Below are 15343 nucleotides of genomic sequence, written 5' to 3' on the forward strand. Positions count from 1 at the left end.
ACCTCTTCTGCATACCCGGGCGGCATGACCGCGAGGGCGTCGTGCGGAAACGGCCGGGCAACCGAAAGGACGGACCACCATGCGCTATCAGATCAGCGGAAAACAGATTGATGTCGGGGATGCACTCACGACTCATGTGAAGACCGAACTGGGCGGGGTCATGGAGAAATATTCCCAGCGTCCCACCGACGCGACCGTCATCTTTTCCCGTAACGCGCATGAATTCATCAGCGATGCCGTGGTGCATCTGTCGACCGGCCTGACCGTTCAGGCCAAGGGTGCCTCGACCGAGATCTACGCCGCATTCGACCAGTGCAAGGAGCGCATGGACAAGCAGCTGCGCCGCTACAAGCGCCGGCTGAAAGACCACCACAAGGACCGGGTCGAGCCGGTTGCCTTCGAACAGGCGGGCATGTATGTGCTGGCCGCCGATGAGGATGAATGGGAAACGCAGGAAGATGGCCTGCAACCCGTCATCATCGCCGAGATGGAAACGCGTGTTCCTACGCTGTCCGTCGGTGAGGCGGTGATGCAGATGGAACTGGCCGGCTCACCACTACTGGTGTTCCGTAATGAGAAACATGGGGGCGTGAACGTGGTCCACCGTCGTGACGACGGCAACGTGGGCTGGATCGACCCTCGCAACTTGCGCTAGACTGACCGACAAAGCAGTCTGGTTGAATGAATTGTCCCGGTCACGCAATCCGTGGCCGGGGCTTGGACAATTTCGGGCACCATGCAAATCAGCGATATTCTATCACCCTCCGCCGTGCGGACGATGACCCAGAGCACCAGCAAGAAGCGGTTGTTCCAGGAAATCGCCGAGCAGGCGCGCAGCGTCTATGGCGTCGACGCGACCCAGACCCTCGACGCGCTTCAGGAACGGGAATCGCTGGGGCCGACCGGCGTCGGTCATGGCGTGGCACTGCCCCATGCCCGTCTGCATGGGTTGGACCGTGTGGTCGGTCTGTTCCTGCGGCTGGAGAAGCCGCTCGATTTTGACGCGGTGGACCGCCAGCCGGTGGATCTGATCTTTGCGCTGCTGGCACCCAAGAATTCGGGCGTCGATCACCTCAAGGCTCTGGCGCTGGTGTCGCGCACGCTGCGTGACCAGGACCTGCGCGCCAAATTGCGCGCCAATGACGATGCGGTGGCGCTGCATGCGATCCTTTCCGCCGCTCCGGGGATCAAAGCCGCCTGAGGGGTGAAATCCCCGCCGATCCATGCTAGGCTCTCGCCACCAAATGGGGGAGTTTGGCCATGACCAAGCATATTGCCGACAAGTTGCAGGAATCAGGCCCCGGCCGCCTGCGCAACTTCACCCGACAGGAACGCGAAGCCGGGCTGCACCCGTCGATCGCCATCCTGCATGAGCGGCCAAGAAACGCTGCCGAGGCCAAGGGTCGCCGTCTGGCGGAATTCACGCGGATCGATCGCGGCCACCGCGTCTGAGGCATCGCCTGAAATGAAACCGGCCGCAGCATATCGCTGCGGCCGGTTCTTTTTGTCTGAAGGTCGGCTTACGCGCGGACCAGCTTTTCGTAATCCGCGGCGATATCGCGGGTGGTCTGGCCGACCTGGAAATGCCAGTCGCCGATCTGGCCAACCGGGGTGACCTCGGCGGCGGTGCCGGTCAGGAAGCATTCCTGGAAGCCGTCCAGTTCCTCGGGCTTGATGCGGCGCTCATGCACCACGACGCCCTTGTCCTTGAGCATCTGCACGATGGTCTGGCGGGTGATGCCGTTCAGGAAACGGTCGGCCAGCGGGGTGTGAACCTCACCATCCTTGACGAAGAACACGTTCGCGCCGGTCGCCTCGGCGACATAGCCCTCCCAATCCATGAACAGCGCGTCCGAGCAGCCTTTGGCCTCAGCGGCGTGCTTGGACATGGTGCAGATCATGTAAAGACCGGCAGCCTTGGCGGCGGTCGGAATGGTTTCGGGGCTGGGACGTTTCCATTTCGCGATGTCGAGCTTTGCGCCCTGCCATTTCGCGTCGCCGTAATAGTTGCCCCATTCCCAGGCGGCGACGGCCATGCGCACCGGATTGCGTGCAGCCGAGACGCCCATATCCTCGCCCGAACCGCGCCACATCACCGCGCGCACATAGGCATCGGTAAAGCCATTGGCCTTCAGGACCGCTTCCTTGGCCGCGTCGATTTCCTCGGCGGTGTAGGGCGAGGTCATGTCCAGAAGACGGGCCGACTCGATCAGCCGGAGCGAATGTTCGTGCCCTTTGAAAATCTTGCCGCTATAGCAGCGCTCGCCCTCGAATACCGAGCTTGCGTAATGCAGGCCATGGGTCAGGATGTGGACATTGGCGTCGCGCCAATCCACAAGCTTGCCATCCATCCAGATTTTGCCGTCACGATCGTCGTAAGCGCCTGCCATTTTGTCCTCCGGCCGGTCAGTTTTTTCGGATTGTTGCGTCAGCTAATCAGTTTCCGCATATAAAGTTGCGCAACACAGGGCTTCAGCTATCCATTGGTGATTGGAAAGTCAACAAGTCTGACGTAATAAGAGCCATGCAATACGGGGGAACCATGCAGAACAAAGTCGGCATCGCGCCCGTTTCGGGTGAAAATCTGCTGTTCCTGACCGACGATCAGCTGCGTCGCGGGATTGAGGCAATGTTCTTTGCCTATCGCGCCTTCACGGCCGATCCGGACCTGATCCTTGCCGACATGGATTACGGTCGTGCCCATCACCGGGCGCTGCACTTCATCCATCGCGATCCGGGGCTGACGGTCACGGCGCTTCTTGACGTGCTGGGCGTGACCAAGCAATCGCTGAACCGCGTGCTGCGCACCCTGATCGAGGACGGTCTGGTCGAAAGCCGCGTCGGTCATCGCGACCGCCGCGAAAGGCAGCTGTTCCTGACCGAAAAGGGCGCGGCCCTTGAGCGGCGCCTGTCCGAAACCCAGCGCGCACGCATGCGCAGCGCCTATCGTGCTGCCGGACCACAGGCGGTCGCGGGTTTCAGACAGGTGCTTGAGGCGATGATGGACCGTGATACGCTGCGGCAGTTCAAAGCCCTGAAAGATCTACCCGACCCGTCATGACCCAAACGGACCAGCCCTTGGCCCATATCCTTGTCGTCGATGACGATGAGCGCATCCGCAGCCTGCTCCGTCGCTTTCTCATGCGCAGCGGTTTTCTGGTCACGACCGCACGGGATGCGGCCCATGCCCGGCGGCTGCTGGCCGGGCTGGATTTCGATCTGATCGTGCTGGACGTGATGATGCCGGGTGAGGACGGCGTGTCGCTGACCCGCCATCTGCGCCAAAGCCGCACTGTTCCGATCCTGCTTCTGACCGCGAAAAGTGAAACCGAGGATCGGATCTCTGGCCTCGAAAGCGGGGCAGATGACTATCTGGCGAAACCGTTCGAGCCGCGCGAACTGCTGCTGCGCATCGCCGCCATTCTGCGCCGCATTCCTGCCTCTGAGTCGAAGGGACCGAAATTCCTGTCGATCGGGCAGTTGCGCTATGACGCCGACAAGGGAGAGTTGTGGCAGGGCGAATTGCCGCTGCGCCTGACCGGCACGGAGCACGCGCTGCTCAGGCGCTTGGCGGACACGCCGCGGCAGCCTGTCAGCCGGGCCGAGCTGATCGAGGATCTGGGCCGCAGCCCCGGCGAGGACAGCGGCGAGAACTCGGAACGCGCCATCGATGTCCAGATCACCCGCCTGCGCCGCAAGATCGAGCCCGACCCGAAAGAGCCGCGCTACCTGCAGACGGTACGTGGGACCGGTTACATGCTGGTTCCTGACTGATCAGCCTTGCGATGGTAGAGGCGTCATTATTGTGAAACGGTGAAGGGCTGAGCGCGGCGCCCGGTCTTTCACCGTTTCCTAAATACCCATGCCAAGCGTGCCGCGGTCGATGCGCATGAAAAAGGGGCCCGAAGGCCCCCAACTCATGCCAGCGCGCCGTGGCAGTGCTTGAACTTGTTCCCCGAGCCGCAGGGGCAGGGATCATTGCGCGAGGGGTTGCCCCAGGTGGTGGGGTCGGTTTCGTCGAAGCCAGCGACGCGGCCCGAGACCTCACCACCCTCGGCCTCTTCATGCTCGGGATGCATCTGCGCCTGCGAGGCTGCCAGCTGCTGCTGATAGTCGCGCATCATCTCTTCGCGTTCGGCATCGGTCAGCGGACGGATGCGGGCAAGCTGCTGGGTCACGTCATAGCGCAGCCCGTCCAGCATCGAATCGAACAGCTGGAAGCCTTCGGTCTTGTATTCCGACAGCGGGTCGCGCTGCGCATAGCTGCGGAAGCCCACGACCGAGCGCAGATGCTCAAGCGTCACCAGATGCTCGCGCCATTTGGCGTCGATCTGCTGCAGCAGGACCTGCTTCTCGATCTGGCGCATGTTTTCCGGGCCGAACTGCTCGGCCTTTTGCGACATGTAGGCATCGACGGATTGCTGGATGCGCTCGCGCATCGTGTCGTGGTCCACCCCGTCCTCGGCCGCCCATTCCTTGACCGGAAGGTCCATGTTCAGGCGGTCGATGATGGCCTCTTTGAGGCCCTCGGTGTTCCACTGCTCGGCATAGGAGCGCGGCGGCATGAATTCGTCGACCAGATCATCCACGACTTGGTTGCGCATGTCTGCCGCGACCTCGCCAACCTCGTCGGTATGCATGATTTCCAGACGCTGGCTGAAGATCGCCTTGCGCTGGTCGTTCATCACATCGTCGAATTTCAGCAGCTGCTTGCGGATGTCGAAGTTGCGGCCTTCAACCTTGGCCTGGGCGCGTTCCAGCGACTTGTTGACCCAAGGATGAACGATCGCCTCGCCATCCTTCATGCCCAGCGTCGACAGGACCTTGTCCAGACGCTCGGAGCCGAAGATACGCATCAGGTCGTCTTCCAGCGACAGGAAGAACAGCGAGCGGCCGGGGTCGCCTTGACGGCCCGAGCGGCCGCGCAGCTGGTTGTCGATACGGCGCGATTCGTGGCGCTCGGTGGCCAGAACGAAGAGCCCGCCGGCGTCCAGCACTTCCTGCTTGGCGGTGGCGTGCTCTGCCTCGATGCGGGCGCGCAGTTCATCGGGATGGGCTTCGGGATCGGCGGCCAGCGCCTCCATCACCTTCATCTCGACATTGCCGCCCAGCTGGATGTCGGTGCCGCGACCGGCCATGTTGGTGGCGATGGTCACCGCACCCAGCTTGCCGGCATCGGCAACGATCTGGGCTTCCAGCTCGTGCTGGCGTGCGTTCAGGACGTTGTGCGGGATGCCGGCCTGATCCAGCATCTGCGAGAGCATTTCGGACTTCTCGATCGAGGTCGTGCCGACCAGCATCGGCTGGCCCTTGGCATGGGCTTCCTTGATCGCTTCCAGCACGGCGGCGTATTTTTCCGCGGCGGTGCGGTAGACGCGATCATGCTCGTCGATCCGCTGGATCGGACGGTTGGTCGGAACCTCGACCACGCCCAGCTTGTAGATCTCGGCGAATTCCTCGGCTTCAGTCGCGGCGGTACCGGTCATGCCGCCCAGCTTCGCATAAAGGCGGAAGTAGTTCTGGAAGGTGACCGAGGCCAGCGTCACGTTTTCCGGCTGGATCTGGACGTTTTCCTTGGCCTCGATGGCCTGATGCAGACCGTCGGACAGGCGGCGGCCCTTCATCATCCGGCCGGTGAATTCGTCGATCAGCACGATCTCATCGTCGCGGACGATGTAATGCTGGTCGCGCATGAACAGCTTATGCGCGCGCATCGCCTGGTTGGCGTGGTGGACGATGGTGGTCGATTCCGGGTCGTAAAGCGTCTGGTCCTGCGGCAGGACGCCTGCGGCCTGCAGGCGTTTTTCCAGATACTCGTTGCCTTCCTCGGTGAAGGTGGCGTTGCGGGTCTTTTCGTCCAGCTTGTAATGCTCGGGCGTCAGTTCGGGCATGAAGGCGTCCAGCGTGCGGTACAGCTCGCTGCGGTCCTGCGAGGGACCCGAGATGATCAGCGGCGTGCGCGCCTCGTCGATCAGGATCGAATCGACCTCGTCGACGATGGCGTAGAAATGGCCGCGCTGGACCATCTGGTCAATCGAGCCCTTCATGTTGTCGCGCAGGTAGTCGAAGCCCAGCTCATTGTTCGTCGCATAGGTCACGTCGGCCTGATAGGCCTGCCGCTTTTCCTCATCGGGCTGGAACGGATAGACGACGCCCGTGGTCATACCCAGCTGGGCAAAGACCTTGCTCATCCATTCGGCGTCGCGCTTGGCCAGATAGTCGTTGACCGTGACGACATGGACGCCCTTGCCCGCCAGCGCGTTCAGGTAGGCGGGGAAGGTCGCGACCAGGGTCTTGCCCTCACCGGTCTTCATTTCCGCGATATTGCCCTGATGCAGGAAGATCCCGCCCATCAGCTGCGTGTCGAAGGCGCGCAGGCCAAGCGCGCGGCGCGCCCCTTCGCGGCAGTTGGCGAAGGCTTCGGGCAGAAGCTTGTCCAGATCCTCGCCGCCCTGCGCACGGCCCTGCAGCTCGCGCGTCTTGGCGATCAGGTCCGCGTCCGACATGGCGCGGAATTTGTCTTCCAGCGCATTGACCTGCGCGACCAGCGGACGCACAGATTTTACCTTGCGGTCGTTGGGAGTTCCAAAGACCAGTTTCGCCAAGTTTCCGATGCCGAGCATGTGAGCCTTCAAAATCGCGTATCTGTGGAAGCGCGGGACGTTCCGCCCACTTGCCGCCACCGTTCGCCATGCCCTATCACATGGGCCGGAAAAACGGCGACGGGCGCGCATTTTCGGTTGGGCCGGATGTATGCGTCAGATGCCTTACTGTCAACGCTCACGCCGGTTCACCCCTGCGTGGACGTGCCCGAAATGAACCAGTCCCGGAAAGGGGAAACGATGCTGAAAACGCTTCTTGCCGCTACTGCCCTCACCGCTGTCTCGCTTGGCGCGCTGCCCGCGCTCGCGCAGGATGCGGATACGGTGGTCGCGACTGTCAATGGCGAGACGATCACGCTGGGTCAGCTGATCGCCATGCGGCAGGGACTGGATGCCGAGCAGACCCAGGGTCTGCCCGATGCGGCCCTGTGGGATCTGATGCTTGACCAGATGATCCGCCAGACCGCCGTGGCACAGGTCGCCTCGAAGGATCTGAGCAAGCGCGATGCGATCGGCCTCGAGATCGAGCGCCGCGCCTATCTGGCTGGATCGGCACTGGAAAAGGTCGCCGCCGCCGAGCCGACCGAAGCTGAACTGAAAGCCGCTTATGACCAGATCTTCGGCGGCGAGACCGAGCCCAAGATCGAATACAATGCAGCCCATATCCTTGTGAAAACCAAGGAAGAAGCCGAGGCGATCGAAAAGCAGCTGAAAGAGGGCGGCGATTTCGGCGCCATTGCCGCCGAGAAGTCGACGGATCCGGGTTCGGGGCCGAACAAGGGCGATCTGGGCTGGTTCCAGCCCGAGCAGATGGTCCAGCCCTTTGCCGATGTCGTGAAGACGCTGAAGAAGGATGAAATCTCGGCCCCGGTCGAGACCCAGTTCGGCTGGCATGTCATCAAGCTGATCGACCAACGCGAAGTGACTCCGCCGAAGCTGGACGAGGTCAAGGACCAGCTGGTCATCCAGATCCGCCGCGACAAGGTTCAGGCCGAGATCGAGAAGCGCGTGGCCGAATCCAAGGTCGAAAAGACCGAAGGCCTCAGCCCCGAACTGCTGAAAAAGACCGAGCTTCTGGGAGAGTGAGCCATGGCGAAAGCCGAAAAGAAGGCCAAGATCGACGACTCCGACAAGGTCAAGAAGCTCAAGAAAAAGCTCAAAAAGCTCAAGGCGGTCGTGCAGGGTGCCGAAGGCAAGGTTGAGGCGGGCGTCGCCGCCGTCACGAAAAAGGACAAGCTGGTGTCGCCTTTGGCACCGGCGGCCTTCGCCGAACTGCCGGTCATCGCGGGCGTCGAATTCGGCGCCGGGGCTGCCGGGGTCAAGTATCGCGGCCGCACCGACGTCACGCTGGTGCGTCTGGCACCGGGAACCGCGATCGCCGGGGCTTTCACCAAGTCCTCGACCCGCGCGGCCAGCGTGCTGGACTGTCAGGCCAAACTGGCGCTGAAGCAGGACGTGCTGTCAGGTGCTGCGATCATCGTGAACTCGGGCAATGCCAATGCCTTTACCGGCAAGAACGGCCAAGAGGCGGTGGACAAGGTCACGGGCGGGGTCGCGCAGGCCCTGTCCATCCCGCGCGAACGGGTGTTCTCGTCCTCGACCGGCGTGATCGGCGAGCCGCTTCCGGCGGAGCGTATCACCGCTGTCATCGGTGAACTCACGGGCAACCTGTCCGAGGGCGGTGCTGCCGATGCCGCACGCGCCATCATGACCACCGACACCTTCCCGAAGGGTGCCACCGCCAGCTTCGAGGCGGAGGGCGGCAAGATCAACATCGTCGGCATCGCCAAGGGTTCGGGGATGATCGCGCCGGATATGGCGACGATGCTGGTCTATGTCTTCACCGACGCCAAGATCGCGCCGGATCTGCTGCAAAAGATGCTGTCCAAGCAGTTGGATGGCAGCTTCAACGCGATCACGGTGGACAGCGATACCTCGACCTCGGACGCGCTGATCCTGGCTGCTACGGGCAAGTCCGCGGCCGCTCCGATCACCGACATGCGCTCGGCCGCAGCCAAGGCCTTCGTCAAGGCGCTGGGGCAGGTGATGCTGGATCTGGCGCATCAGGTGGTCAAGGACGGCGAGGGCGCGACGAAATTCGTCGAGGTCAAGGTGACGGGCGCGGCCACTGCCGCCGACGCGCATCGCGTGGCCATGGCCATCGCCAACTCGCCGCTGGTCAAGACCGCCATCGCCGGCGAGGACGCGAACTGGGGCCGGGTCGTCATGGCCGTCGGCAAGTCCGGCGCACAGGCGGATCGCGACAAGTTGACCATCCGCTTCGGCGACATGGTGCTGGCCGAGAACGGCTGGCGCGCGCCCTCCTATGACGAGGCCAAGGCCAGCGCCTATATGAAGCGCGACAATCTGGTCATCGGCGTCGATCTGGGGCTGGGACGGGCCAAGCGCACGGTCTGGACCTGCGATCTGACCCACGGCTACATCGACATCAACGCCGATTACCGCTCATGAAGATCGTGCTTGTCGCGGCCGTCGCCCTGATCGACAGGGACGGCCGCGTCCTTCTGGCGCAGCGCCCCGAGGGGAAATCCCTCGCGGGCCTGTGGGAATTCCCCGGCGGCAAGGTCGAGCCGGGGGAAAGCCCCGAGGATGCGTTGATCCGCGAATTGCACGAGGAACTGGGAATCGAGACCTGGAGCTCATGCCTTGCGCCGCTGACATTCGCCAGTCACCGCTACGAATCCTTCCATTTGCTGATGCCGCTTTACGCATGTCGCAAGTGGGATGGCATTCCGGTTCCATGCGAAGGCCAGAATCTGGCTTGGGTTAACGCAACGGAATTGTCCAATTACCCTATGCCACCCGCGGATGTCCCCTTGATTCCGATCCTCAGGGATTGGATATGAGGCTGCCCGGTAACGGAGTCGCGCAAAATTTACATTCTGCCGCTCTGTTACACAAAATTAGTTAACTCTTAACGAATTTGTGGCACAAATGAAATCCTGCGAGGGAGGAGACTGGACATGATTCGCACGATTACGATCGGTAGCTGCATTTCGGTCCAAGGCGTCTTTGAACGTCAAGTGTCGAACGGAAACATCATTGTACGCGTCGGCACCAAGACTTTCGAAGGCAAGCCGGTGGTCATGGCGTGAAACACGCTTAAGAACAGCAGTGCTCATAAGAAGATAACGGGGCTGCCCAGAAGGGCTGCCCCGTTCTTTTTTGTCCATTTACCTGCACCGGACGGCGCCCGTCCTGCCGGGCTGGAAATGAAAAAGGGCGGGTGCCGAAGCGCCCGCCCTTTTCGATCAGTTTTCCGCAGGGATCACAGCTTACGCTGCACTTCCTCGCGCTCGAAGATCTCGATGATATCGCCCTTGCGGATATCGTCGTAATTCTCGAAGGCCATGCCGCATTCCTGACCGGACTGGACTTCCTTGACCTCGTCCTTGAAGCGCTTGAGCGTCTTCAGCGTGCCCTCGTGGACCACGACGTTGTCGCGCAGCAGGCGGACGCCAGCCGAACGACGGGCCACACCCTCGGTGACAAGGCAGCCGGCGACATTGCCGACGCCCGTGACGCGGAAGGTTTCGCGGATCTCGGCATAGCCGATGAAATGCTCGCGCACTTCGGCCGAAAGCAGACCCGAGGCCGCCGCTTTGATGTCATCCATGAGGTCATAGATGATCGAGTAGTAGCGGATCTCGACACCCTTCTGGTTCGCGGCATTCCGCGCCGGAGCGTTCGCCCGGACGTTGAAGCCGATAACCGGAGCGCGGCTGGCTTCGGCCAGGCCCACATCCGACTCGGTGATGGCACCGACGCCGTAATGCAGGACGCGAACACGAACCTCGTCGTTGCCGACTTTTTCCAGCGCCTGGACGATGGCTTCGGCAGAACCCTGCACATCGGCCTTGATGACGACCGGCAGCTCGGCGACGTTCTTGTCGGCCTTGGCCTTGGCCAGCATCTGGTCCAGCGTGATCGCGGCACCTGCTGCAGCACGTTTGTCCTTGGCAGCCGAGATACGGTAATCCGCAATCTCACGGGCCTGCGCTTCGGTCGAAACGACGTTCAGCACGTCACCGGCTTCCGGCGTCCCGTCCAGACCCAGCACCTCAACCGGAACCGACGGACCGGCTTCGTCGACGCGCTCGCCCTGATCGTTGATCAGCGCACGGACCTTGCCCCATTGCTGACCGACGACAAAGATGTCGCCGCGCTTCAGCGTGCCGTTCTGCACCAGAACCGTCGCGACCGGGCCACGACCCACATCCAGCTTGGCCTCGATCACGGCACCCGAGGCGGCGCGTTCGGGGTTGGCTTTCAGCTCAAGAAGCTCGGCCTGCAGCGCGATGGCTTCCAGCAGGTTGTCCATGCCCTTGCCGGTCTTGGCGGAAACTTCGACATCCTGCACTTCGCCCGACATCGCCTCGACGACGACTTCGTGCTGCAGCAGGTCGGTGCGGACTTTCTGCGGATCGGCACCGTGCTTGTCGACCTTGTTGATCGCCACGATCATCGGCACTTTGGCGGCCTTGGCGTGGTTGATCGCCTCGATGGTCTGCGGCATGACCGCGTCATCGGCAGCGACGACCAGCACGACAATATCCGTCACCTGCGCGCCACGGGCACGCATCGAGGTGAAGGCGGCGTGGCCGGGCGTGTCGAGGAAGGTCAGCAGCGCGCCGGATTCGGTTTTCACCTGATAGGCGCCGATATGCTGCGTGATGCCCCCGGCCTCGCCCGAAACGACGTTCGCCTTGCGGATCGCGTCCAGAAGAGAGGTCTTGCCGTGGTCGACGTGACCCATGATCGTGATGACCGGCGGGCGCGACTGCAGATCCTCGGACTTGTCCTCGACCTGATCGATGACCTGTTCGACATCGGCGTCCGAGACGCGGACGGCGCGGTGGCCGAATTCGTCGATCACCAGTTCTGCGGTATCAGCATCAACCGCCTGGTTGGCGGTGACCATCATGCCCATGCGCATCAGCGATTTGATGACATCGGGCGTACGCTCGGCCATCCGGTTCGCCAGCTCGGACACCAGAATGGTTTCCGGCAGCTGCACTTCGCGGAACTGCTTTTCGGCGCGCTGGTGGCCGCCCATGGCTTTCTGCCGGGCTTTTTCCTGCTTGCGCTTCATCGCGGCCAGCGAACGCTGACGTCCGCCTTCGCCGTCCAGAGCCTGCGTCACCGACAGCTTGCCGGTGCGGCGGCTGTCGTCGCGGGCCTTGTTGCGGCTGTCGCGGTCATCGGTGCTGCGCTCGCGGTCGGTCTTGCGCGGAGCCGGGGCGCTGACGCCCTTGGTCTCGGCGCGCGACGCGGCGGCTTCTGCGGCGGCACGATCAGCCGGCGAGGCCGGACGGGCCTCGGGGGCCTTCGGCTTCGACACTTCGGCCTTTTTCTGGGCGCGCAGCTCGGCCTCGCGGGCACGGCGCTCGTCCTCTTCGGCCTTCAGGCGGAGGGCTTCCTCGCGTTCGCGATCCTCGCGCTCCTTGGCTTCCATCTCAAGGCGGCGACGCTCGCGCTCTTCCTCGCGGGCCTTTTCCTCGGCCTCGCGCTGTGCGGCTTCCTCGACCTCGCGGGCCTTGGCGGCACGCAGCGCGGCAAGGCGGCGCTCCATCTCGGCATCCGAGATCCCGGCGGGACGCTTGGAAGGATCGCCGCCGATGGCGGAGCCAGAACCCGAGCGCGAACCGCCCGCTGCCGCACCGGGTTTGCCCGGCACGACGACGCGCTTGCGTTTGACCTCGACCGCGACATTATGGGTCCGACCGTGGCTGAAGCTCTGCTTCACCTGGCCCGAACGGCCAGAGCCGCCACCAAGACCCAGGGGTTTCTTTCCGTCAGTATCGCTCATTCCGATCTTTAATCCTTCCCGGCGGAAACACCGCCGTCATGCCCTCGCAGACCCGTCAGTCTGCTCGCGTCCCTGATCAACATGTCGGTCAGGCGCCCCGGCGCAAGCGCGCTGTGTATGACATGATCGCGCCCAAAGGACAAACCCAATTCTGATGCGGTGAGGCAGCCGAACCAGCGCCCGCCGGGCGGTGTCCAGAGCTTGCCCTTGCCGCGGTCCGATCCGTCGCTGGCCTGCAGCAGGACCTTTGCCCTGCCACCCGCCAGCCAGTCCTTGACCTTCTCGAAGCCGGCCACCGCTTTGCCGGCTTTCCGAGCCAGCGAAAGCGTGTCGGTCACGCGCTTCGCAAGCCCCTTTTCAAGCATCTCCAGCAGTTCCGGAGGGACCGAGACTTGCGCCTTTGCCCCCCGCGAAAACAAGCCTTTAGATGCGGCCTTGTCCAAGGCCTGGCGATCCGAGACGACCCAGAAGCCGCGTCCCGGCAGCTTCTCGGCCAGATCCGGCACGACAACTGCATCAGGGCCCGCGACAAAGCGGATCAACCCAGCCTTGGGCTGGGTTTCACCCGTCACGATACAGCGACGTTCCGGTGTCTCGCGGTCCTTTGTCTGGCCCCCGCGTGTCATTAGCCTCCCGGGGCGTTACACCCCGGCCTCCTTTTCGTCGGTTTCTTTGGTCTCGGCTTCGTCAGCCGATTCCATTTCGGTCGGATCGACCCAGCCCAGCATCACGCGGGCGGTCATCACCATGGTCTGCGCTTCTTCCAGCGACACGTCGAAGGGCTCAAGAATGCCCTCGTCCTTGACGCGCTGGCCGTTCGCGGTGGTCCAGCCACCGGCCAGTTCCCAGTCGGCGCAGGTCGCGAAGTCTTCCAGCGTCTTCACGTCGTCCTTGGCCAGAGCCTCGACCATCTGGGGCGTCAGGCCCTCGAATTCGATCAGGCTGTCCTCGGCCCCAAGCGCACGGGCATTTTCCAGCGCGGCGCGGTTCGCCGCTTCCAGATGCTCGCGAGCACGGGTCTGCAGTTCTGCGGCCGTGCCTTCGTCGACACCGTCGATCGAGGTCAGCTCGTCCAGTTCGATATAGGCCACCTCTTCGAGGTTGGTGAAGCCCTCGGCGACCAGAAGCTGGGCAAAGAACTCGTCCAGATCCAGCGCATCCATGAACAGCTTGGTGCGGGCGTTGAACTCGGCCTGACGACGCTTCGATTCTTCTTCTTCGGTCAGGATGTCGATATCCAGACCGGTCAGCTGCGAGGCCAGACGCACGTTCTGACCGCGACGGCCGATCGCAAGGCTTAGTTGTTCATCGGGGACGACAACTTCAATACGCGAAGCATCCTCATCGAACACAACTTTTGCAACTTCGGCCGGCTGCAGCGCGTTCACCAGGAAAGTCGCCTGATCTTCCGACCACGGAATGATGTCGATCTTTTCGCCCTGAAGCTCTCCGACGACGGCCTGAACGCGCGAACCGCGCATACCGACGCAGGCGCCGACCGGGTCGATCGAGTTGTCATAGCTGATGACCGCGATCTTTGCGCGCGAACCCGGATCACGGGCCACGGCCTTGATCTCGATCACGCCATCATAGATCTCCGGCACTTCCATCTTGAACAGTTCGGCCATGAACTGCGGATCGGTGCGCGACAGGAAGATCTGCGGACCACGGCTCTCGCGGCGCACGTCCTTGACATAGGCGCGGATGCGGTCGTTCGGGCGGTAGCTCTCGCGGCCGATCTTTTCGTTGCGGCGCAGGATGGCTTCGCCACGGCCCACATCGACGATGATGTTGCCGTATTCCTCGCGCTTGACGACGCCGTTGATGATGGTGCCGGCGCGGTCCTTGAATTCTTCGTACTGGCGGTCACGCTCGGCTTCGCGGACCTTCTGCAGGATGACCTGCTTGGCCGATTGCGCGGCGATGCGGCCCAGTTCGACCGGCGGAACCTGGTCGATGATCTCGTCGCCGACCTTGGGATTGTCCAGATAGGGGCGGGCCTGAGCAACCGTCACCTGAGCCTGATAGTTCTCGACCTCTTCATCCTCGACGACGGTCCGGACGCGGGTGAAGGTGGCGTTGCCGGTCTTGCGGTCGATATGGACGCGAATGTCCATTTCCGAGCCATAGCGCGACTTCGCAGCGCGGGCGAGGCTGTCCTCCATCGCCTGGATCACCAGATCCGGGTCGATCATCTTCTCGCGCGCGACCGCCTCGGCGGTCTGCAGAAGCTCAAGCTGGTTGGCAGAGGTAATGGCCATTCCTCACTCCTTCGCGTCGGCGTTGCTTTCGCCGGATTCTGTTTCGATCTCGTCAAAGGCGGTCTCGTCCAGATTTTCGATCTGCACGCCCGCTTCCTTCTTTTGCCGAAGCATTTCGGCGATCAACTCGTCAGTCAGCACAAGCTTGGCATCCGAAAGCCAGTCGAAATTCAGCCCAATCGTGTGGGTTTCGCCGGCTTCCTCGATATTCAACAGGACTTCTTCGCCCTCGATGCCGGCCAGCATGCCCTTGAAGCGCTTGCGGCCATCGATTGCTTGGTTGGTTTCCAACCGCACTTCGTAACCTTCGAAGGTCTCGAAATCCTTCATCCGGGTCAGCGGCCGGTCGATGCCGGGGCTGCTGACTTCCAGATGATAGGCATCCTCCAGCGGATCCTCGACATCAAGGAAGGCGCTGACGGCGGTCGAGATATCGGCGCAGTCATCGACATTGATGCCGCCCTCGGGCCGGTCGGCCATGATCTGCAAGGTTGCGGTCTTTCCGCCCTGCAGGCGGATGCGCACCAGTTCGAAACCCAGATCCTCGATGACCGGGGTAAGCAGCTCGGCCAGACGCCGGTCGATGGCGGTCTTGGCGATAAGGTCAGTCATATCGCTATCCCAAAAACAAAAAGCGGGCCAAAGCGGCC

The 15343-nt window shown here is 62.6% G+C and carries 15 protein-coding genes; 9 read left to right on the top strand and 6 right to left on the bottom strand.

From position 1 onward, the window contains the following. The first annotated feature begins 79 nt into the window (after window positions 1-79). From hpf to GL300_RS22405, 3 genes are all read left to right on the top strand, one after another. On the top strand, window positions 80-655 hold the full coding sequence (hpf, locus tag GL300_RS22395) for a ribosome hibernation-promoting factor, HPF/YfiA family (protein ID WP_155041907.1): 576 nt from the start codon (window positions 80-82) through the stop codon (window positions 653-655). A gap of 81 nt (window positions 656-736) precedes the next feature. Next, the gene (locus GL300_RS22400) at window positions 737-1201 is read left to right on the top strand and encodes a PTS sugar transporter subunit IIA (protein ID WP_155041908.1); all 465 of its coding nucleotides are present in this window, start codon (window positions 737-739) and stop codon (window positions 1199-1201) included. Between the two features lie 59 nt (window positions 1202-1260). After that, complete coding sequence (locus GL300_RS22405; RefSeq protein WP_155041909.1) at window positions 1261-1452, top strand: hypothetical protein; 192 nt, start codon at window positions 1261-1263, stop codon at window positions 1450-1452. Between the two features lie 68 nt (window positions 1453-1520). On the opposite strand, the gene GL300_RS22410 is transcribed toward GL300_RS22405, so the two are convergent. After that, entirely contained in the window at window positions 1521-2390 is an 870-nt protein-coding gene (locus GL300_RS22410) for a branched-chain amino acid aminotransferase (protein ID WP_155041910.1), read from the bottom strand. A gap of 152 nt (window positions 2391-2542) precedes the next feature. On the opposite strand from GL300_RS22410, the gene GL300_RS22415 reads away from it, so the two are divergent. Continuing rightward, the gene (locus GL300_RS22415; RefSeq protein ID WP_155041911.1) at window positions 2543-3061 is read left to right on the top strand and encodes a MarR family winged helix-turn-helix transcriptional regulator; all 519 of its coding nucleotides are present in this window, start codon (window positions 2543-2545) and stop codon (window positions 3059-3061) included. Then, window positions 3058-3774 carry a response regulator gene (locus GL300_RS22420; protein WP_155041912.1) on the top strand — a complete coding sequence of 239 codons (717 nt, stop codon included), beginning with the start codon at window positions 3058-3060 and terminating at the stop codon, window positions 3772-3774. Before GL300_RS22415 ends, GL300_RS22420 begins: the two co-directional genes overlap by 4 nt. Before the next feature lie 143 nt (window positions 3775-3917). Here GL300_RS22420 and secA read toward each other — a convergent pair whose 3' ends face one another. Continuing rightward, complete coding sequence (secA, locus tag GL300_RS22425) at window positions 3918-6623, bottom strand: preprotein translocase subunit SecA (RefSeq protein ID WP_155041913.1); 2706 nt, start codon at window positions 6621-6623, stop codon at window positions 3918-3920. Window positions 6624-6842: 219 nt separating this feature from the next. On the opposite strand from secA, the gene GL300_RS22430 reads away from it, so the two are divergent. From GL300_RS22430 to GL300_RS27200, 4 genes are all read left to right on the top strand, one after another. After that, window positions 6843-7688, top strand: a complete 846-nt coding sequence (locus GL300_RS22430; RefSeq protein ID WP_155041914.1) for a peptidylprolyl isomerase — start codon at window positions 6843-6845, stop codon at window positions 7686-7688. Between the two features lie 3 nt (window positions 7689-7691). Further along, the gene (argJ, locus tag GL300_RS22435) at window positions 7692-9074 is read left to right on the top strand and encodes a bifunctional glutamate N-acetyltransferase/amino-acid acetyltransferase ArgJ (protein WP_155041915.1); all 1383 of its coding nucleotides are present in this window, start codon (window positions 7692-7694) and stop codon (window positions 9072-9074) included. Beyond that, window positions 9071-9469, top strand: coding sequence for a (deoxy)nucleoside triphosphate pyrophosphohydrolase (locus GL300_RS22440; protein ID WP_155041916.1), 399 nt, complete (start codon window positions 9071-9073; stop codon window positions 9467-9469). Before argJ ends, GL300_RS22440 begins: the two co-directional genes overlap by 4 nt. A gap of 117 nt (window positions 9470-9586) precedes the next feature. Next, window positions 9587-9718: a hypothetical protein gene (locus GL300_RS27200; RefSeq protein ID WP_255524401.1), complete on the top strand. Its 132-nt coding sequence runs from the start codon at window positions 9587-9589 to the stop codon at window positions 9716-9718. A 173-nt stretch (window positions 9719-9891) separates the two neighbouring features. On the opposite strand, the gene infB is transcribed toward GL300_RS27200, so the two are convergent. Genes infB through rimP form a run of 4 tightly spaced genes read right to left on the bottom strand, consistent with a single transcriptional unit; the run spans window position 9892 to window position 15305 of the window. Further along, window positions 9892-12432 carry a translation initiation factor IF-2 gene (infB, locus tag GL300_RS22445; protein ID WP_155041917.1) on the bottom strand — a complete coding sequence of 847 codons (2541 nt, stop codon included), beginning with the start codon at window positions 12430-12432 and terminating at the stop codon, window positions 9892-9894. A gap of 8 nt (window positions 12433-12440) precedes the next feature. Continuing rightward, window positions 12441-13058, bottom strand: a complete 618-nt coding sequence (locus tag GL300_RS22450) for an RNA-binding protein (protein WP_155041918.1) — start codon at window positions 13056-13058, stop codon at window positions 12441-12443. Window positions 13059-13073: 15 nt separating this feature from the next. Next, the gene (nusA, locus tag GL300_RS22455) at window positions 13074-14693 is read right to left on the bottom strand and encodes a transcription termination factor NusA (protein ID WP_155041919.1); all 1620 of its coding nucleotides are present in this window, start codon (window positions 14691-14693) and stop codon (window positions 13074-13076) included. A 3-nt stretch (window positions 14694-14696) separates the two neighbouring features. Further along, a complete protein-coding gene (gene rimP, locus GL300_RS22460; RefSeq protein ID WP_155041920.1) occupies window positions 14697-15305 on the bottom strand; it encodes a ribosome maturation factor RimP in 609 nt (202 codons plus the stop codon). Between the last annotated feature and the right edge of the window lie 38 nt (window positions 15306-15343).

This window comes from Paracoccus litorisediminis (assembly GCF_009711205.1).
Lineage (GTDB): Bacteria > Pseudomonadota > Alphaproteobacteria > Rhodobacterales > Rhodobacteraceae > Paracoccus > Paracoccus litorisediminis.